The organism is Salegentibacter sp. T436 (genome assembly GCF_001932675.1).
Lineage (GTDB): Bacteria > Bacteroidota > Bacteroidia > Flavobacteriales > Flavobacteriaceae > Salegentibacter > Salegentibacter agarivorans.
Map to the genome: position 1 here is coordinate 2713940 of NZ_CP012872.1, position 20884 is coordinate 2734823.

The 20884-nt window shown below is 35.7% G+C and carries 20 protein-coding genes; 16 read left to right on the plus strand and 4 right to left on the minus strand.

The features are described from left to right. Positions 1-17 precede the first annotated feature (17 nt). The 4 genes from AO058_RS11850 to AO058_RS11860 all read right to left on the minus strand — a co-directional run bounded on the left by AO058_RS11850 (position 18) and on the right by AO058_RS11860 (position 3021). Positions 18-614 (minus strand): hypothetical protein, encoded by a 597-nt coding sequence (locus tag AO058_RS11850; RefSeq protein WP_075326761.1) that lies wholly within the window; start codon positions 612-614, stop codon positions 18-20. Further along, positions 553-699: a hypothetical protein gene (locus AO058_RS18555; protein WP_177195643.1), complete on the minus strand. Its 147-nt coding sequence runs from the start codon at positions 697-699 to the stop codon at positions 553-555. The genes AO058_RS11850 and AO058_RS18555 overlap by 62 nt, the downstream gene beginning before the upstream one ends. Positions 700-980: 281 nt before the next feature. After that, a complete protein-coding gene (tsaE, locus tag AO058_RS11855; RefSeq protein WP_075326762.1) occupies positions 981-1385 on the minus strand; it encodes a tRNA (adenosine(37)-N6)-threonylcarbamoyltransferase complex ATPase subunit type 1 TsaE in 405 nt (134 codons plus the stop codon). Positions 1386-1470: 85 nt separating this feature from the next. Then, entirely contained in the window at positions 1471-3021 is a 1551-nt protein-coding gene (locus AO058_RS11860) for a T9SS response regulator signal transducer PorX (RefSeq protein ID WP_075326763.1), read from the minus strand. 186 nt (positions 3022-3207) lie between these two features. Here AO058_RS11860 and AO058_RS11865 point away from each other — a divergent pair, with 186 nt between their 5' ends. The 16 genes from AO058_RS11865 (at position 3208) to hisB (ending at position 20832) form a co-directional block, all read left to right on the plus strand. Further along, positions 3208-4437 carry an HD domain-containing protein gene (locus AO058_RS11865; RefSeq protein ID WP_075326764.1) on the plus strand — a complete coding sequence of 410 codons (1230 nt, stop codon included), beginning with the start codon at positions 3208-3210 and terminating at the stop codon, positions 4435-4437. Positions 4438-4461: 24 nt separating this feature from the next. After that, positions 4462-5490 (plus strand): UDP-3-O-(3-hydroxymyristoyl)glucosamine N-acyltransferase, encoded by a 1029-nt coding sequence (gene lpxD / locus AO058_RS11870; protein WP_075326765.1) that lies wholly within the window; start codon positions 4462-4464, stop codon positions 5488-5490. After that, the gene (locus AO058_RS11875; protein WP_075326766.1) at positions 5480-6880 is read left to right on the plus strand and encodes a bifunctional UDP-3-O-[3-hydroxymyristoyl] N-acetylglucosamine deacetylase/3-hydroxyacyl-ACP dehydratase; all 1401 of its coding nucleotides are present in this window, start codon (positions 5480-5482) and stop codon (positions 6878-6880) included. Before lpxD ends, AO058_RS11875 begins: the two co-directional genes overlap by 11 nt. 5 nt (positions 6881-6885) lie before the next feature. After that, complete coding sequence (gene lpxA, locus AO058_RS11880; RefSeq protein ID WP_075326767.1) at positions 6886-7671, plus strand: acyl-ACP--UDP-N-acetylglucosamine O-acyltransferase; 786 nt, start codon at positions 6886-6888, stop codon at positions 7669-7671. Positions 7672-7679: 8 nt separating this feature from the next. Further along, entirely contained in the window at positions 7680-8246 is a 567-nt protein-coding gene (gene efp, locus AO058_RS11885; RefSeq protein ID WP_075326768.1) for an elongation factor P, read from the plus strand. A gap of 169 nt (positions 8247-8415) precedes the next feature. Next, complete coding sequence (locus AO058_RS11890) at positions 8416-9345, plus strand: UDP-3-O-(3-hydroxymyristoyl)glucosamine N-acyltransferase (protein ID WP_075326769.1); 930 nt, start codon at positions 8416-8418, stop codon at positions 9343-9345. 6 nt (positions 9346-9351) lie between these two features. Further along, a complete protein-coding gene (locus AO058_RS11895) occupies positions 9352-9747 on the plus strand; it encodes a hypothetical protein (protein ID WP_075326770.1) in 396 nt (131 codons plus the stop codon). 141 nt (positions 9748-9888) lie between these two features. Next, positions 9889-10764, plus strand: coding sequence for a succinate--CoA ligase subunit alpha (gene sucD / locus AO058_RS11900; protein WP_075326771.1), 876 nt, complete (start codon positions 9889-9891; stop codon positions 10762-10764). Positions 10765-10896: 132 nt separating this feature from the next. After that, complete coding sequence (gene fabG / locus AO058_RS11905; protein WP_075326772.1) at positions 10897-11643, plus strand: 3-oxoacyl-[acyl-carrier-protein] reductase; 747 nt, start codon at positions 10897-10899, stop codon at positions 11641-11643. A 66-nt stretch (positions 11644-11709) separates the two neighbouring features. Further along, positions 11710-13740, plus strand: coding sequence for a hypothetical protein (locus AO058_RS11910; protein WP_075326773.1), 2031 nt, complete (start codon positions 11710-11712; stop codon positions 13738-13740). 14 nt (positions 13741-13754) lie between these two features. Beyond that, positions 13755-14573 carry a prohibitin family protein gene (locus AO058_RS11915; RefSeq protein WP_075326774.1) on the plus strand — a complete coding sequence of 273 codons (819 nt, stop codon included), beginning with the start codon at positions 13755-13757 and terminating at the stop codon, positions 14571-14573. A gap of 10 nt (positions 14574-14583) precedes the next feature. Then, a complete protein-coding gene (locus AO058_RS11920; protein ID WP_075326775.1) occupies positions 14584-15882 on the plus strand; it encodes a serine hydrolase domain-containing protein in 1299 nt (432 codons plus the stop codon). Positions 15883-16254: 372 nt separating this feature from the next. After that, on the plus strand, positions 16255-17118 hold the full coding sequence (hisG, locus tag AO058_RS11925; RefSeq protein WP_075326776.1) for an ATP phosphoribosyltransferase: 864 nt from the start codon (positions 16255-16257) through the stop codon (positions 17116-17118). A 1-nt stretch (position 17119) separates the two neighbouring features. After that, positions 17120-18403: a histidinol dehydrogenase gene (gene hisD, locus AO058_RS11930; RefSeq protein ID WP_075326777.1), complete on the plus strand. Its 1284-nt coding sequence runs from the start codon at positions 17120-17122 to the stop codon at positions 18401-18403. Positions 18404-18525: 122 nt separating this feature from the next. Next, positions 18526-19572, plus strand: a complete 1047-nt coding sequence (gene hisC, locus AO058_RS11935) for a histidinol-phosphate transaminase (protein ID WP_075326778.1) — start codon at positions 18526-18528, stop codon at positions 19570-19572. A 117-nt stretch (positions 19573-19689) separates the two neighbouring features. After that, positions 19690-20832: a bifunctional histidinol-phosphatase/imidazoleglycerol-phosphate dehydratase HisB gene (gene hisB, locus AO058_RS11940; protein WP_075326779.1), complete on the plus strand. Its 1143-nt coding sequence runs from the start codon at positions 19690-19692 to the stop codon at positions 20830-20832. Positions 20833-20884: the final 52 nt, after the last annotated feature.

The window sequence follows — 20884 nt, forward strand, 5'->3', positions numbered from 1 at the left end:
TTTAAAAACACCGAGAATTAAAGTCGGGTATAGTATTCTTCCTGAGTTGGTTCCCAATATTCCTCTTCTTCCTGAAAAGATTTAACCTCCCTGCGGTCTAATTCTGAAATAGGGGAAAAGACAGAAACATCGGTTTCATCAATTTCGCTAAGGTCTATACCGTAAATTCTATCGAAAATTTTGATTCTAATTAGATAAACTAGTGAAAGAATAATTATAAAGAAAGGTGCAAGATATAGTAAGCCGTCAGTATCCAGTGCAAGATTAGTATCTAAATAAACATCTTCGTAAAAAGCTACTACTAATTGAAAACCGTACATTATTATAGGAACCAAAATTGCATGATACCACCAATGTTTACATGTAAAGAACCAAATAAGAAGAAGAAATAGCGGGGTGATTTTACCTAAATATGTCCAGGCAGCTGTCATTACATCTTCATAGTAAAGACTTTTGTAAGTAAATAAGGAATTTCCCCAAACGGGGCCGCTTGGGAAAATTTCATATAAATAAAATAAATAAGGTGAAAATGCGATACTAAGTGCAATAATACTACCCAGCAGCAGGAATTTTGATCTTTGTTCTGTCGACAGCTTGTTCTTTGATTTGGTCATTATTAGTATCGTTATCTGTAGTTGAAGTTACAAAAAAACTTGCTCCAAAAATTGCTGCTGCGAAAAGTACTGCTTTAAGTTTCATAATAATATAGTTTAGATTGTTGTTTCGTTTTGTTTACTGAAGCAAACCTATAAAATTATAAAACGCTATAAATTAATACATTAATCGTACTTTTGCGCCTTTTTTTAAGCAAAAAAATGGCTATTTTCTAGCGGTTTTTAATTTACACTGCTAAAAATTTAATAGCCAAAAATATAAAAATTTTCTGTTTATTATGTTTTTTTGTTTAATACTGTCTACCAAAACACCCAAAAATACTAACACTGGATTTTTTAAGCACTTAGAGTTTTATTAACTTTTCATTAACATAAATTTAACGTTCTTGTATTTTCATCCTGAATTGAAATTTCAATTTTCTGAAAGTTTTCTTCCAGGAAATCCTGTATTTTTTGTGGCCATTCTATTAAAATCCATCCAGGTGAATTTAAATATTCTTCTAAACCTATATCCAGGGCTTCATTGGGGTCTTCAAGTCTGTAAAAATCAAAATGATAAATTGGTTCCTGGGGAGTATGGTACTCATTCACTAATGAGAATGTGGGGCTTGATACTTTGTCTTCACTCCCTAAAGCTTTTACTAAAGCTTTGATAAGGGTGGTTTTTCCGGCACCCATTTCACCATAAAATAACAGAACATTATTTTTAGCGTTCTTTATTATGTATTGTACAGCCTCATCAATTTGGGCTAAATTGTAGGTAACCGGCATATTAAATATATAAATTTTGGGCAATACAAAGATAGGGAATAATTTAATATACCCTATATTCTGCTAGAAATCAGGGATTAATCCCCTATTTTGGCTCCATTACTACAAATGGTATAATCATTTCCTCCAGGGACACACCACCGTGTTGATAGGTGTTTCTGTAGTAGCTTACATAATGATTGTAATTATTAGGATAAGCAAAGAAAAGATCTCCCTTTGCGAAAATAAAAGAACTGCTCATATTAATACTGGGTAGATGTATGCTCTTTGGGTTTGTAGCCGCCAATACATCTTTTTCTTCATAAGTTAGACTTTTACCCGTTTTATACCTAAGGTTTAAACTGGTGTTCTTATCTCCAATTACTTTTGAAGGATTTTTAGCATTAATAGTTCCGTGGTCTGTGGTAAGAATTAATTTAAAACCAAGTTGTCGCGCTTGCTGAATAATATCTAATAACGGGGAATTCTTAAACCAGCTATAAGTTAAAGATCTATAAGATTTATCGTTAGAAGCCAATTCTTTAATCACTTCCATCTCTGTTTTTGAGTGAGAAAGCATATCTACAAAATTGTAAACTACAACAGTAAGATCGTTATCTTTTTGAGTTTTAAAGTTTTCTGCAAGTTTCTTACCTGCTTTTAAACTCGTAATTTTATGATATTCACTTTTAAAGCTTTTGCCCAGTCTTTTTAATTGTTCATTTAAAAACTCAGCTTCGTGATTATTTTTCCCGCCTTCTTCAGTGTCGTTTTTCCAGTATTGTGGGAATAACTTTTCCATTTCACTGGGCATTAAGCCAGAGAACATTGCATTACGAGCATATTGGGTAGCGGTGGGTAAAATACTGTAATAAGGTTCTTCCTTTTCTTTTTTGTAATAATTAGAAATCACCGGTTCTAAAGCTTTCCATTGGTCGTATCTTAAATTATCTACAACAACCAAGAGGGTAGGCTGTTTGTTGTTAATTTCTGGAACAACTTTTTCTTTAAAAATGGTATGCGACATAATTGGAGCCTCTACACCTTTTTCAAACCATGAAGGATAATTTTTGTCTATAAATTTGCAAAACTGTGTATTGGCTTCATTTTTCTGCGATTCCAGAATTTCGAACATTCCACTGTCTTCCAGGCCTTCGAGTTGAAGTTCCCAGTAAATTAGTTTCTGATAAAGTTCTGCCCATTCTTCAAAAGTATTTACCTGGCTTAAATCCATCGCGATCTTCCTAAATTCCTGCTGGTAATTTGAAGTGGTTTTTTCAGAAATAAGTCGGGAGTGATCCAGGTTCTTTTTTATACTAAGCAGAATCTGGTTGGGATTTACCGGTTTTATAAGATAATCGGCTATTTTAGAGCCTATAGCTTCCTCCATAATATATTCTTCCTCACTTTTGGTAATCATTACAATAGGAAGATTTTCTCTTTTCTCTTTAATTTCAGCAAGAGTTTCCAGGCCGGTAAGTCCGGGCATATTTTCATCAAGAAAAACTATATCAAAACTTTCTTCTTCAATTTGTTCTAGTGCTTCAGTTCCACTTTGGCTGGTAACCACTTCATAATCTTTAGATTCAAGAAACAAAATATGCGGTTTCAGTAAATCTATTTCATCATCTACCCAAAGTATTTTTATCTTATTCATATCTTATATTTTTTACTCATTTAATGAGATTTTCTTCTTCTATGTATTTTTGACTTTAAGTCGTTTTTCAATTACTTGTTCTAATTAGTTTATTGAAAATTGAGGTTTTTTATAACTTAATAATTGGTTTTTCAACTTCCAAAGTCTATCTATGTATCTTTGTTTTAAATTAATACGTTACAAAGCTTGACTTCAACTAATAAACTTAAAATATTAAACGATCCAATTTACGGATTTATTACCATCCCGAGTGAGCGAATCTTCAGTATTATTGAGCATCCTTACTTTCAGCGCTTACGCAGAATTTCACAAATGGGAATGTCTTATTTGGTTTATCCCGGTGCGCATCATACCCGTTTTCATCATGCTATTGGCTGTGTGCATTTAATGCAAAAAGCAGTGCAGATACTTCGGCATAAAGGAGTTATAATTTCTGAAGCCGAAGAAGAAGCTCTGCAAATTGCCATTTTACTGCACGATATTGGCCACGGCCCGTTCTCTCACGCAATGGAACATAGCATTGTAGAAGGCGTAGATCACGAAAGTATTTCTTTGCTTTTTATGGAAGAAATGAACCGTGACTTTAACCAAAGTTTAACGCTGGCACTTCAAATTTTCCGCGGAACATATAACCGAAGATTTTTAAACCAGTTAATTTCAAGTCAGTTGGATATGGATAGGCTTGATTATTTAAAGCGTGATAGTTTTTATACCGGAGCCGCAGAGGGAAACATAAATAGCGAACGTTTAATAACCATGTTAAATGTGGTAAATGACGATTTGGTGATTGAGGAAAAAGGAATTTATTCAGTAGAAAAATTTCTTGTTGCAAGAAGACTAATGTACTGGCAGGTTTATCTGCATAAAACCAGTTTGGTAGCAGAGCAACTTTTAATAAGAGTTTTAAAACGTGCTAAAGAGCTGGTTGAAAAAGGTGAAAAACTTAATGCCAGTAAAGCGCTTTCGTATTTTCTTTATAATAAGATAGGTCCAGAGAATTTTTCTTCTGAAACCCTATCGGTTTTTGCTCGTTTAGACGATTACGATATTATTTCTGCAATGAAAGAATGGCAATATCACAACGATTTTGTGCTGAGTAATTTATGTAATATGATTATAAACCGGGATCTTCTAAAAGTAAAGATTAAGAAGAAAAAACCATCGGTAGAAAAGCTTGAAAAACGTCGCATAGCACTGCAGGAAAAAGAGAGTATTTCAGCAGAAGAAGCAGATTATTTTGTGTTTAGCGGCGAAGTGACAAACACCGCTTATAAAAGTGAAAATAATAATATTAATATTTTACATAAAAATGGGAAGATTAGCGATGTAGCTAAAGCATCAGACCAATTAAACCTGAAAGCCCTTTCAAAAACTGTGGTTAAGTATTATATATGCTACCCGAAGGCCAAACATTAACGCTTTTTTTTTACTTTTGCCAGAATGAAATTTACAGCAGCACAAATAGCAGAGATTCTCGACGGAAAAATTGAGGGCAATCCTGAGGTCGAAGTATCTGAATTAGCTAAAATTGAAGAAGGCGGGGAAGGTTCCCTTACCTTTTTGAGTAATCCTAAATATACTTCTTATATATATTCTACCCAGGCGTCTATAACCATTGTAAATAGTGATTTTGTAGCCGAAGAACCAATTACAACCACTTTAATAAAGGTAAAAGATGCTTACAAAGCATTCTCTAAATTACTTGAATATTACAACCAGATAAAATTAAACAAGCAAGGAATTGAACAGCCCAGCTTTGTTTCAGATTCAGCTGAGTTTGGAGAAAATCTTTATTTGGGTGCTTTCGCATATATTGGTGACAATGTGAAAATTGGTAAAAACGTAAAAATTTATCCTAATGTTTATATTGGGGATAATGTTAAGATAGCAGATGATGTTATTATCTTTCCCGGTGTAAAAGTTTATTCAGAAACAATTATAGGTAATAATTGTGTATTACACAGCGGCGTGATAGTAGGAGCAGATGGTTTTGGATTTAGCCCTGGAGAAGATGGGATATATTCAAAAGTTCCTCAAATTGGAAATGTAATTATAGAAGATAATGTAGATATTGGGGCTGGTACTACAATAGACCGTGCCACATTAGGTTCTACTATTATAAGAAAAGGTGTAAAACTGGATAATCAAATTCAAATTGCACATAATGTTGAAATTGGCTCTAACACAGCTATCGCTGCACAAGCGGGAATTGCAGGTTCTACTAAAATTGGTAAAAACTGCCTAATTGGAGGACAGGCCGGCATCGCAGGACATTTGCAAATTGGAGACAGGGTGAAAATTCAGGCGCAATCTGGGATTGGTCGAAATGTGAAAGATGATGAAATGCTACAGGGTTCTCCCGCTTTTGGCTATGGAGATTTTGCCAAATCTTATGTTCATTTTAAAAACTTACCTAAAACCATAGATACACTTAACCAATTAGAAAAAAAGATTAAAAATGGCTTATAAACAGGCGAAACAACATACCATAGATAAAGAGATTTCTCTTCAAGGGGTTGGGCTGCATACCGGGCAGAAAGTGAAAATGACATTTAAACCTGCTGCAGAAAATACCGGTTATGTTTTTAAAAGAATGGATCTTGAAGGAGAACCCGAGATTGAAGCAGATGTAAGTTATGTTGTAAATACCCAAAGAGGTACCAACCTGGAGAAGAAAGGGGTGAAAATCCAAACTTCAGAACACGTGCTGGCCGCTTGTGTAGGTATGGATATAGATAATATTGTAATTGAATTAGATGCATCTGAACCTCCAATAATGGATGGCTCTTCAAAGTTCTTTGTTGAAGCTTTAGAAAAAGCCGGGGTAGTTGCACAGGAAGCAGAGCGTGAAGAATTTGTAGTAGAAGAAGTAATTACTTATCACGACGATGAAAGTGGAAGCGAAATAATTGTAATGCCCGCCGATGAATACCAGGTAACCACCATGGTTGATTTTGAAACAAAAGTTTTGGGCACGCAAAACGCTACAATTTCACACCTTTCTGAGTTTAAGAATGAAATTGCAAATGCGCGAACTTTTAGCTTTTTACACGAGCTTGAAGCTTTGTTAGATCACGGATTAATTAAAGGAGGCGATCTAAACAATGCTATTGTTTATGTAGACAAAGAAATAAACGAAGAAACCTTTAAAAAACTTCGCATTGCTTTTAATCGTGATAATATTTCGGTTAAACCAAATGGAATTCTGGATAATTTAACCTTACATTATCCTAATGAAGCTGCAAGACATAAACTTTTAGATGTGGTGGGAGATCTTGCTTTAATAGGAACCAGAATTCGTGGAAAAGTTATTGCCAACAAGCCTGGGCATTATGTAAATACCCAATTTGCTAAAAAACTGGCTAAAATAATTAAAGCCGAAAAACGCAATAATGTTCCAAAAATAGATTTTGATCAAAAACCATTAATGGATGTTACCGATATCATGGATATATTGCCACATCGCTCTCCATTTCTCCTGGTAGATAAAATTTATAGCTGTACAGATAGCTGTGTGATTGGTTTAAAGAATGTAACCATGAACGAGCCTTTTTTTGTAGGCCATTTTCCGGGAAAACCGGTGATGCCCGGCGTACTCCAGGTAGAAGCTATGGCTCAAACCGGGGGTATTCTTGCTTTAAAATCGGTGCCAGATCCAGAAAATTATCTTACTTATTTTATGAAAATAGATAATGTAAGATTTAAACAACAGGTAGTACCTGGCGATACTTTAATATTCAAATTAGAATTACTTGCGCCTATACGCCGCGGAATTTGCCAAATGCAGGGCTATGCCTATGTGAATGGAAAATTAGCTACCGAGGCTGTACTAATGGCGCAAATTGTAAAATCAAAATAAAAAATATGAACCAGCCTTTAGCTTACGTACATCCGGGAGCCAAAATTGCTAAAAATGTAGTGATAGAACCTTTTACCACTATTCATAATAATGTGGTAATTGGCGAAGGAACCTGGATAGGATCTAACGTAACTATAATGGAAGGTGCCCGCATTGGAAAGAATTGCAGTATTTTTCCGGGAGCCGTTATTTCTGCTATTCCGCAGGATAAAAAATTTGACGACGAAGATACCATTACGGTTATTGGAGATAACACAACCATTAGGGAATGTGTAACTATTAATCGTGGTACTACAGACCGAATGAAAACGGTAATTGGGAAAAATTGCTGGATTATGGCTTATTGCCATATTGCACACGATTGTATTGTAGGAGATAATTGTATTTTCTCTAATAACAGTACCCTTGCCGGCCACATAAATGTTGGAGATTACGTGATTCTTGCAGGAATGGCAGCAATTCAGCAGTTTTGTAGTATTGGGAGGCACGCCTTTGTAACGGGTGGATCTTTGGTTAGAAAAGATGTGCCACCGTTTGTAAAAGCGGGAAGAGAACCACTTTCTTATGTTGGTATTAATTCTATTGGCTTACGCCGAAGAGGATATACTACCGAAAAAATTCGTGAAATACAGGATATTTATAGAATTTTATATCAGAAAAACTATAACAACTCCCAGGCTGTTGCTATAATTGAAGCTGAAATGCAAGCAACTGCAGAAAGAGACGAAATTTTAGAATTCATTAAAAACTCACAGCGAGGTATCATGAAAGGATACTTTAGCTCTAATTAAATTAAAAAATGGCTAGTACAAGCGATATTAGAAACGGATTGTGTATTCGTTACAACCACGATATTTATAAGATAACTGAATTTTTACACGTAAAACCTGGAAAAGGACCTGCTTTTGTAAGAACTAAACTTAAAAGCGTAACTACAGGGAAAGTTATAGAAAACACATTTTCTGCCGGTCATAAAATTGAAGATGTTCGTGTAGAGACCCATAAGTTTCAGTATTTATATAATGATGGTGAATTTTATCATTTTATGAATGTTGAAGATTATACCCAAATTCGTCTTGTAGAGCAAGCTTTAGATCAGCCAAAACTTTTAAAGGAAGGCGAAGTGGTTACAGTTATAATCAATACCGAAGATAACGCTCCTCTTTCAGTAGAAATGCCTGCCAGCGTTGTGTTAGAAGTATCACACACTGAGCCTGGAGTTAAAGGTAATACAGCTACAAATGCTACAAAACCGGCAACTGTTGAAACCGGCGCTGAAGTAAACGTTCCTTTGTTTATTAATGAAGGCGACAAAATTAAAATTGAAACCGAAAAGGGTACTTACAAAGAAAGAATTAAAGAGTAGTTCTTTCAGAATTAAGGATTGAAAATTTACAAGATCGTTATCCTGTCCCTAAGTTTCGGGATATTTCAGGATCTAAGAATAAAAATTAATATTCATGTTAGAAGCTGAAATAAGTTCAGCTTGACGTTACAGGATTTTTAATCTTTTTCTATAGTTAACATTAATCAATATGAAATTTCCACAAGAACATACGCTGCAACAAATTGCCACTATTATTGATGCTCAATACATTGGGGATGCCAATTTTCCGGTTTTGGGTATGAATGAAATTCACGTGGTAACACCCGGCGATATTGTTTTTGTAGATCATCCAAAATATTACGATAAAGCTTTAAATTCGGCAGCGACCGTAATTTTAATCAATAAAAAAGTCGATTGTCCTGAAGGTAAAGCTTTGCTTATTTCAGAAGATCCTTTTTCAGATTTTAATAAGCTTACCCAATATTTTAAACCTTTTCAGAAATCTGAAAAATCTATTTCAGATTCGGCTCAAATAGGGGAGGGTACGCATATTCAACCAAATACTTTTATTGGGAATAATGTGAAAATAGGTAGTAATTGCTTAATTCATTCCAACGTAAGTATATATGATAATGCGGTTATCGGGAATAACGTGATTATACATTCCGGTACTGTTTTGGGTGGTGATGCTTTCTATTACAAAACCCGGCCAGAAGGTTTTGATAAATTAAGATCTGGCGGACGTGTGGTTATAGAAGATGATGTAGAAATTGGCGCAAATTGCACTATAGATAAAGGAGTTACGGGAGATACTACGATTAAAGAAGGAACCAAACTGGATAATTTAATCCAGGTTGGTCACGATACCGTTATTGGTAGAAAATGCCTTATCGCCAGCCAGGTAGGCATAGCCGGTGCTGTAACTATTGAAGACGAAGTTACTGTTTGGGGCCAGGTTGGGATGCGCAGCGGGATAACCGTAGAAAAAGGCGGAATTCTTATGGGCCAGGCCGGCATCACGAAATCTACAAAGGCTAATAAAATTTATACAGGAAACCCGGCAATGGAATCCCGGGCCAAATTAAAAGAGTTGGCGCTCTTAAGGCAATTACCTAAATTGCTGGAAAAATTAAAGTAAAAGACTATGGGCTTAAAAAGTAAAGAGATTGTTGAGAATTTTTATACCTCCTTATTTAAGGATGAAAAAGGAACATTAGACAATTATTTGCATCCCAATGTAAATCTCACCTGGTATGGTACTACCGGACTTAAAAAGCTGAATTTTGATGAGATTCTTTCCATTAGAAATGATATGTCTAAAAACTACGAATCGCTTAAAGCTGAAGTTGAAAAGACAGTAGAAGAAGATCATCAAATCGCTATTCAGTTTACTTATCACGTAAAAACCATAGAAAATCCCGATGAAGAAATGCCGCTTGCGCATTTTATGGCCATTTGGGAATTAAAAGACAATAAACTTTTTAAAGGGGTACAAATCTCGCAACTTGGAGAAGAGATAGATGAAAGTCCCTGGTCTTAAATTTTAAAGATTCGCATTAATTCAAGATTTTGAGTTAAAACTTTAATTCAATTTTAAGAGTACAAGCCCAATAAACCACCAAAAAACTTTAGGTTTTATATTTAAAAACCTACTTTTGTAATCGCAAAAATCAAAAAATTTATGAGCGTTTTAGTCAATAAAAATTCAAAAATAATAGTGCAGGGATTTACCGGTAGCGAAGGTACTTTTCACGCTGAACAAATGATAGAATACGGAACCAATGTTGTTGGAGGTGTAACTCCCGGTAAAGGAGGTCAAAAACACCTTAATAAACCGGTTTTTAATACAGTATCTGAGGCTGTTGAAAAAACAGAGGCAGATGTTTCAATAATCTTTGTACCACCGGCTTTTGCTGCAGATGCAATTATGGAAGCTGCAGATGCAGGTATTAAAGTAATTATTACAATTACAGAAGGTATTCCTGTTGCCGATATGGTAAAAGCATACGATTATATTCAGGATAAAGATTGCCGTTTGGTAGGTCCTAACTGTCCGGGTGTAATTACTCCGGGAGAAGCAAAAGTTGGGATTATGCCAGGTTTTGTTTTCAAAAAAGGAAAAGTAGGAATTGTATCTAAATCGGGTACTTTAACTTACGAAGCAGCAGATCAGGTTGTAAAACAAGGTCTTGGAATTACCACTGCAATTGGTATTGGTGGAGATCCAATTATTGGAACCACTACTAAAGAAGCCGTAGAATTATTGATGAACGACGAAGAAACCGAATGCATCGTAATGATTGGTGAAATTGGAGGTCAATTAGAAGCAGATGCGGCTAAGTGGATTAAAGAAAATGGAAACAGAAAACCGGTTGTAGGTTTTATCGCCGGAGAAACTGCACCAGCAGGCCGTACAATGGGGCACGCAGGAGCAATTGTAGGCGGCAGCGAAGATACCGCCCAAGCCAAAAAAGCTATTCTAAAAGAAAATGGAATTCACGTTGTTGATTCTCCAGCTGAAATTGGAAAAAAAGTAGCCGAAGTTATGAAAGGATAATATCTGGCTTAAAACTATATTAAAATCCTCCTTATTTGGCATAATGGCTAAATACAGGAGGATTTTTTATTTCTTGCCTTCAGCTTTTGCTATATTTGAAACTATTAAATAAACACCAATCTTTTTATAAATATGAAATTATTAGAAGGAAAAAATGCCATAATAACCGGTGGTAGTCGCGGAATAGGGAAAGGTATTGCAGAAGTGTTTGCACAACACGGGGCAAATGTAGCTTTTACCTATAACTCTTCGGCCGAATCTGCAAATGCACTAGCCGATGAATTAAGTAAACTTGGAGTAAAAGCTAAAGCTTACCAGTCTAATGCGGCAAGTTTTAAGGAAGCAGAGCAATTGGTAAAGGATGTAGCTGCCGATTTTGGAGATATAGATATTGTGGTTAATAATGCCGGAATCACCAAAGACAACTTGCTAATGCGAATGAGCGAAGAAGATTTTGATAAGGTGATTGAAGTTAATCTGAAATCTATCTTTAATATGACCAAAGCTGTACAGCGCACTATGCTGAAGCAACGCAAAGGAAGTATTATTAATATGAGTTCGGTAGTTGGAGTTACCGGAAACGCCGGCCAGGCAAATTACGCAGCCTCAAAAGCCGGGATTATTGGTTTTTCTAAATCTATGGCACAGGAACTTGGTTCCAGGAATATTAGAACCAACGTGATTGCTCCAGGATTCATAGAAACCGAAATGACAGAAAAGCTTGATGAAAAAGTTGTGGATGGATGGAGACAGGCTATCCCGTTAAAACGAGGTGGAGCTCCAGAAGATATTGCAAACGCCTGTGTCTTTCTTGGCAGCGACCTTAGTTCTTATATTACCGGCCAGGTACTTCACGTAGACGGCGGAATGCACACCTAGTCAGATAAAAGTGAATAGTTATTAGTTAAAAGATTTACCATTAACTTTTAACTCTATTTCCCATAAATGAATATAAGCAACATCATACTCATAGCCCTGGCCATAATTACTGCGCTGGGGTTTGCTTTTTTTCAGTATCTCTTTAAGAATAAAAATAAAAGAAGGGAAATTTACATTCTTTTTGCTCTACGATTTTTCTCAGTCTTTATACTTCTTTTGCTACTTATTAATCCTAAAATTTCTTCAACAACTTACGAACTCGAAAAACCGAATTTAATTTTGGCTGTAGATGATTCTGAATCTATCGCGCATTTAGAGCAGGAAGATACAGTGCGGGATATTTTAGAAGACTTAAAGTCGAATAAAGCGCTTCAGGAGCGTTTTGAGTTGGTGCAATATAACTTTGAGAATGAACTGATAAACTCTAACACACCCGAATTTAAAGCTTCCCAAACCAATATTTACGCTGCGCTGGAATCATTAAAAGAATTATTTCGAAAAAAAGCTACGGCCGTAATTCTTATTTCTGACGGTAATCAAAGCACGGGTAGGGATTTTCGTTACTTTAAACCCGGAAATAACCAGGAAATTTATCCCTTAGTGGTAGGTGATACCACGCAATATTCAGATTTAGAATTAGCTCAACTTAATGTAAATACCTACGCTTTTTTAGATAATCGCTTTCCCGTTGAAGCTTTTATTTCCTATTCTGGCGAAGAACAAATAAATTCAGAATTCGTAATTAAATCTGAGGAGAATATAATATTTTCAGAAAAAATTTCTCTTAATTCAGATAACAATTCGGCTGTAATTCGTACTGAGCTTCCGGCTTCAAAGCTTGGTGTTCTTTCTTATAAAGCCGAAATTATTCCGTTAGAAAATGAAAAAAACAAAGCAAATAATTCTAAAAAGTTTGCCGTTGAAGTCATTGACGAACGCAGTAAAATTCTGTTAATAAGTGCTGCGCCACATCCCGATATAGGAACTTTTAAAAAGTCTATTGAAACCAATAAACAACGACAACTTGATATAAAATATCTTCAGGATAATTTATCAAATTTAGAAGATTATCAGCTAGTTATATTGTACCAGCCAACTTCAGGTTTTGCCACTATCTTTGAAGATTTAAAAGAGAATAATCAAAATTACCTACTGGTTACTGGAACTCAAACCGATTGGAATTTTATTAATAGAATTCAGGATTTTGTGGCAAAAGATTTTACTAATCAGTCACAGGAAATTTTTGCTGTAAAAAATTCCAATTTTATTCAATTTCAGTTTGAAGAAACCGGGTTTTCAGAATTTCCTCCGTTGGAAGATAAGTTTGGAAATATCAATATTCAAAATAATAGTTTTGAAAGCATTTATTTTCAGAAAATTGAAAATGTAGAAACTTCACAGCCTTTAATCGCTATTGCCGGAAAAGGCCAAAATAAAAATGCCTTTATTTTTGGAGAAAATCTCTGGAGATGGCGTTCTAATACCTTTTTAGAGCATAAATCTTTTGAAAAATTTGATAATTTTATTGGTAAGCTGGTTCAGAATATTGCTTCAACACAACAACGAGAACGATTAACAGTAGATTATAATTCATTTTATTACGAAAATGAAGCTGTAAAAATAACCGCTAATTTCTTCGATCAAAATTATCAGTTTGATCCTAACGCGAACCTGGTGATTTCCGCAGAAAATGCTGTAGAGAATCTAGAGTCTCAATTAGTTCTAAGAAACAACGGTTATGAAGTAGATTTAGGCAATTTACCTGCCGGAAATTATGATTTTACGATTACCGAAACAACATCTCAAATATCCCGTTCAGGTAGCTTTGAAGTAATTGCCTACAATATTGAGCAGCAGTTTATTTCAGCTAATAAAAATGCGATGGAGGCGCTTGCAGAAAATTCTGGAACCAGGGTTTATTACAAAGATGAACTTCAGGAAATAAGCAATGCACTTTTAAGCAACGATAAATACAAACCTGTTCAGAAAAGCCGTCAAAAAATTGTACCTTTGGTAGACTGGTATTACCTTCTATTTCTGCTTGTTTTGATACTCACCGCAGAATGGTTTTTCAGAAAATACAAAGGATTAATTTAAATACAATTATATAGATGGAAAAATTACCTAAACTCGGAATTCCTATTATTATAGGAATCGTACTTTTAATAATATTTGTTGCAAAATCTACTGTTACCATAGGTTCTGGTGAAGCCGGTGTGCTTTATAAAACTTTTGGTGGCGGTGTAGTTACAGATGAGCCACCGTTAAATGAAGGTTTTCACCTGGTAGCTCCCTGGAACAGGGTTTTTGTTTATGAAGTAAGACAACAGTCGCTGGAAGAACAAATGCAAGTGCTAAGTTCTAACGGACTTCAAATTGATATTGATGCTTCTACCTGGTTTCAACCTTCTTATGCAAACCTGGGAAGCCTACACAGGGAAAAAGGTGAAGAATATATTAGGCGTTTACTTCAGCCTGCAGTAAGATCGGCTGCAAGATCTGTTGTAGGAAGATATAACCCAGAGCAACTTTATGCCAGTAAGAGAGAAGCTATTCAGAAAGAGATCTTAGAAGAAACTCAAATTTTGCTACAGGACCAATATGTACAGGTAAACGAGGTTTTGGTACGTGATGTATCCCTTCCGCCAAATATTAAAGATGCGATTGAGCGTAAATTACGCCAGGAGCAGGAATCTTTAGAATATGAATTTCGCTTGACCAAAGCTGAACAAGAAGCCGAACGTCAACGAATTGATGCTGAAGGTAAAGCTCGTGCTAACGAAATCTTAAACGCCTCTTTAACACCCAATATTCTAAAGGAAAAAGGAATTCAGGCAACATTAGAACTTGCGAAATCGGGTAACTCTAAAACCGTTATTATAGGTTCAGGTGAAGATGGTATGCCTTTAATTTTAGGTGGTTCAAATTAAACTATTAAAGATGAGATCTATTTTCTTAAATATCGCAAGGCTTTCTATTTTTATAGGAAGCCTTGCTATTTCTGCACAAACGACTTCCGTTATTGATTCCGGAAAACTGGAATCAGCTACTCCTGCTGAAGTAGGGATGTCTTCAGAAAGAATTCAGAAGATTGAAGAAATGCTCCAATCGGCAATTGAAGAAAACCAAATACCGGGAGCGGTTGCTTTAATAGCCAGGGATGGGAAAATTGTTTTTTACGAAGCTTATGGCGAAGCTAATGCCTCAGGAAAAGAACTTGAAAAAGATGCGATTTTTAGATTAGCCTCTCAAACAAAAGCTATTACAGCTACCGCGGTAATGATGCTTTGGGAAGAAGGAAAGTTCCGTTTGGACGATCCTGTTTCAAAGTATATCCCTGAATTTAAAGATCCCAAAATTCTAAAGAGTTTTAATGAAGCTGACAGTAGTTTTACTTCTACGCCAGCTGAAAATGAAATAACTATTCGGCACCTACTAACACATACTTCTGGTCTTGGTTATGGAGCGATAGACAGTGACGAGCGTATTAAAAAGATTTACGCAAAGGCGGGAATTACCGAATTGTTCACTGAAGAAGAAGTTAAGATTGGAGAAAATGTAAAAAAATTGGCCGTTTTACCTTTACATCACGAGCCCGGTGAAAAATTCACTTATAGTTTAGGTTTGGATGTTCTGGGTTATTTTATTGAAGTAGTTTCAGGACAGGATTTTGATGAATTCTTACAAGAGAGAATCTTCGACCCTCTGCAAATGGATGATACCAGGTTCTATCAACCTTCATCTAAAAAAGATCGCTTAGTGGCTGTACAGCATAAAAAAGATGGAAAATGGGAAAACTTTCCGAATACATTTTATAATACCAATTATCCGCTAACAGAAGATGGAACATTTTTTTCAGGAGGCGCCGGGCTATCGGGTACCGCAGAGGATTATGCTAAATTCCTTCAAATGTATCTAAATGGAGGCGAATATAATGGTACTCGCTTATTAAGTCGAAAAACGGTAGATATTATAATGGGAAATCAAACAGGAGAAAAATTTAATTTTCCAAATCAGTACTATGGTATTGCCTTTGGCGTAGTTAGCAAAAAAGGAGAAATTGCAGGAGGGCAGGGTAGTGCCGGTACTTTTGATTGGGGTGGTTATTTTAATACCCAGTATTTTGCCGATCCCGAAGAGCAAATAATTGGTGTTTTGTTAAAGCAAACCCAGGGAAATACCGGTGATGAAACCGGCTGGAAATTCCGGCAAATGCTTTTTAGTGCTATAGATGATTAGTATATAGAATCAATTGAATTTTACTGCTAATGCAAACTTCAACAGATTTTTAGAAAATTATTTCAAGTAAGATTCCGAAATATTAAGAGGAGTAATTTAGATCTAACAGGCTTCGAAGCATTTAAATCTAGATTATCGAGTAAAACAATTCATAAAAAACAAGAAAGCTGTTTTGCAGTTTAAAATTTATATTTAGATTTGTAATCACAATGAAGAATTTTCAATTACATCACCATCATATTTACTACTGCGCTCAGGCGAGGTAAATTTGGTGTGTTGTGATTTCAGCATATTTAAAACCCGTTTGAGCTATTCAAACGGGTTTTTTATTTTATAGCCACCAACCAAAAATTAAAAAGAAAAATTAAAAAAATGAGCCAAGAAAAATTAAGAATAGCTATTCAAAAATCAGGGAGATTAAACGAAGATTCCCTTAAAATATTAAAGGATGCGGGCATTTCTATAGATAATGGAAAGGAACAACTCAAAGCTTCGTCTCGTAACTTTCCTTTGGAAGTAATGTATCTTAGAAACGGTGATATTCCTCAATATTTAAGAGATGGTGTTGTAGATGCAGCAATTATTGGGGAGAATGTTTTAATTGAAAAGGGTAAAGATATTATCCAGGGTGAAAAACTTGGCTTTTCAAAATGTCGTGTTTCTCTTGCTGTACCAAAATCGATGAAATATAATGGCATTAATGACTTGGATGGAAAAAAGATAGCCACTTCTTATCCAAATACTGTAAATGAATTTCTGGAAAAGAAAGGAATTACAGCCGAATTGCATATTATTAATGGCTCTGTAGAAATAGCTCCAAATATTGGGCTTGCAGATGGTATTTGTGATATTGTTTCCAGTGGAAGCACGCTTTTCAAAAACGGACTAAAAGAAGTAGAAGTAATGCTGAAGAGTGAAGCTGTGCTCGCTATTTCACCTAAAATTTCGGAAGTTCGTCAACAGATTTTAGAGAAATTACAATTCAGGTTGAAATCGGTTTTAAATGCGCGTACTTCTAAATATATTCTTTTAAATGCTCCAAATGAGAATTTAGAGAACATAATCAAATTACTACCTGGAATGCGCAGCCCAACTGTTTTACCACTTGCTGAAGAAGGTTGGAGTTCTATACATACCGTAATTAATGAAGAGCGTTTCTGGGAAGTTATAGATGAATTAAAACAAAATGGTGCCGAAGGTATTTTAGTAGCGCCAATCGAAAAAATGGTACTTTAAAATGAAAAAGTTTTTTAATCCTACTAAAGCCGAATGGCCTGAAATTTTAAAAAGACCCACCCAAACCGTAGAAGATATTGAAGAAACGGTAAATCAGGTTTTTGCTGAAGTTAAAACCAAAGGGGACGCGGCAGTTTCAAAATATACCGAACTTTTTGATGGCATAAACCTAACAAATACTCAGGTTACCGAAAAAGAAGTAAGTGCTGCTGCAAATGAGGTTTCCGAGGAATTGAAAGAAGCCATTAAATTGGCTAAAAATAACATCGAAAGATTTCACACCGCCCAGAAAACCGATAGGATTGAAATTGAAACTACCAAAGGCGTAAAATGTTGGCAGGAAAAGAGGGCGATTCAAAAAGTTGGGTTGTATATTCCTGGCGGCAGCGCTCCTTTATTTTCTACTATTTTAATGTTAGCCGCACCCGCAAATATTGCTGGTTGTAAGGAAATTGTGCTTTGTACTCCGCCAGATAAGAACGGAAATGTGCATCCAGCCATTTTATACACCGCCGAACTGTGTGGCGTTACCAAAATATATAAAGTTGGGGGAATCCAGGCGATTGCGGCTATGACCTTTGGGACAGAAAGTATTCCTAAAGTTTACAAGATCTTTGGTCCCGGAAATCAATTTGTTACCGTGGCTAAACAACTGGCAACCCGCCATAATGTAGCGATAGATATGCCTGCCGGGCCATCAGAATTATTAGTTTTTGCAGATGATTCTTCCAATGCTGCTTTTGTGGCTTCAGATCTTCTAAGCCAGGCAGAGCACGGTGCAGATAGCCAGGTGATTTTGGTTTCTACTTCTAAAGATCTAATTGAAAAGGTGGAGAAAGAGGTAGAAAGTCAGTTAGAGGTTTTACCCAGGAAAAGTATTGCTGAAAAGGCTATAGCTCATTCGAGACTAATTTACATTGAAAAGAAAGAAGACGCGCTGGAGTTAATCGACGAATATGGGCCAGAGCACTTTATTATTTGTGCCGATGATGAGGCCTTTTTTGCTGCAGGAATTCAGAATGCAGGTTCGGTTTTTATAGGAAACTATACCCCAGAAAGTGCGGGCGATTATGCTTCAGGAACAAACCATACTTTGCCAACAAATGGCTACGCCAAGCAATATAGCGGTGTAAATCTTGATAGTTTTATGAAGAGTATGACTTTTCAAAAAATAACAGAAGAAGGAATTAAGGAAATTGGGCCTGCCATAGAATTAATGGCTGAAGCCGAAGGTTTGGAAGCGCATAAAAATGCGGTGACATTACGATTAAAGGAATTGAAATAATTGTTCAAGTGACTTTTGGACCTCATTGCGAGGCACGAAGCAATCTTTAAATTGTGGTAACTAAATGTTGAGATTGCTTCACTTTGTTCGCAATGACGATTTAATCCAATTTAATATTATAAATGAAAAAATTCAATATACATAACCTGGTAAGGCCAAACGTGGCCGGTTTAAAACCTTATTCTTCCGCAAGGGACGAATACCAGTCTACGGGCTCAGAAATGGTTTTTCTGGATGCTAATGAAAATCCGTTTCAAACCGATGTAAACCGTTATCCAGATCCGCAACAACGCAACCTAAAGGCTGAATTGGCAAAAATCAAAAATGTTTCGACAGAGCATATTTTATTGGGAAATGGGAGCGATGAAGTGCTGGATCTATTGTTTAGGGCATTTTGTGAGCCTGGAACTGATAATGTGATTACTTTGCCGCCAACTTATGGGATGTATAAAGTACTGGGCAATATCAATAATATTGAGAATAGGGAAGTTTTGCTGAGTTCAGATTTTGAACCAAATGTTGAAGAAATCCTGAATTCGGTAGACCAAAACACAAAAATGATCTTTTTGTGTTCGCCGAATAATCCCACCGGAAACTCATTTTCCGAACAAAAGATCATTCATATTCTTGAGAATTTTAAGGGATTAGTAATTATCGATGAAGCTTATATTGATTTTTCGACTGAAGAAAGCTGGCTAAATAAATTGGAAAAATACCCAAATTTGGTGATCACCCAAACGCTTTCAAAAGCATATGGAATGGCGGGAATTAGATTGGGAATTTGCTATGCTTCCGAAGAAATTATTCAGATTTTAAATAAGATAAAACCACCTTATAATGTAAACGAATTAACTCAGCTAAGAGCTTTAGAGCGTGTACTGAATAAGGAAAAAGTGGATTCGGAAATATCTGATTTACTGAAGGAAAGAGCTCTTTTAAGTAAAGCATTAGTTCAAGTGAATTTTATTGAAAAAATATATCCTTCAGATGCTAATTTTATATTGGTAAAAGTAGATGACGCCAATAAACGTTATGACCAACTATTAGAAAAAGGCATAGTAATCAGAAACCGAACCACACAACCGCTTTGTGAAAATACCTTACGGTTTACGGTGGGGACTGGAGAGGAGAATTATAAATTACTTGAGGCATTGAAACATATAGATTAAACGTAAGCGTCATCCTGAACTGGTTTCAGGATCTAAGTTGTTAGCATAAAAACATATTATAAGCTGAAACAAGTTCAGCTTGAATTGGTGGTTAGACCATCGAAGAAAAAATAGATTATGAAAAAAGTATTATTTATAGATCGTGATGGGACTTTAATTCACGAACCGGAAGATTACCAGGTAGACCGTATTGAAAAGCTGGAGTTTTATCCGGAGGCTTTGTATTATTTAAAGAAAATTGCCGCAGAACTTGATTTCGAATTGGTAATGGTGACTAATCAGGATGGCCTGGGAACAGATGCTTATCCTGAAGAAGACTTTTGGCCTATTCAAAATTTTATTCTTCAAACCTTTAAAAATGAAGGAGTGGAATTTAAAGAGGTTTTGATGGACCGTACTTTTGCAAAAGATAATTCTCCCACCCGGAAACCTAACACCGGCCTTTTAGAGGAGAAGTATCTAAATAACGAAGAAAACTACGATCTAAAGAATTCTTTTATGGTCGGTGACCGACTTACAGATATTGAATTTGCATATAATTTTGGTGGGAAAGGTATATTTATAGATACCCACGAAGACCTTGCATCTGATGAGGTTAAAAATGATCAGGATAAGGTTAAAGAAACTATTGTTTTAAAAACCGATAGTTGGAAAGAAATATATGAATTTTTAAAGCTGAACGATAGAACGGCTGAAATTTCAAGGAAAACCAAAGAAACCGATATCTTTATTCAACTAAATTTAGATGGTACCGGAAAATCTGATATTAGTACCGGCATTGCATTTTTTGATCATATGTTAGATCAGATAGCACGCCACGGCCAAATGGATCTTACGGTTCAGGTAAAGGGCGATTTAGAGGTTGATGAGCACCACACCATAGAAGATACGGCAATTGCTCTTGGAGAGGTTTTCAGTAAAGCTTTGGGTAATAAACTTGGAATAGAAAGATACGGTTTTTGCCTGCCTATGGACGATTGCCTGGCACAAGTAGCTATAGATTTTGGAGGTAGAAACTGGATAGTTTGGGAAACCGAATTTAAACGAGAAATGGTTGGAAAAATGCCTACAGAAATGTTCTATCATTTCTTTAAATCATTTACCGATGGTGCTAAGGCCAACCTCAATGTAAAAGCTGAAGGGCAAAACGAGCATCATAAAATTGAAGCGATATTTAAGGCCTTTGCCAAAGCAATTAAAGTAGCGGTAAAACGCGATGCTGAAAAAATGATACTTCCATCAACTAAAGGAATGCTTTAAAAGATTTTAGATATGAGTATTGAGTAATTAGATATTTTAAGGAAACTCAAAA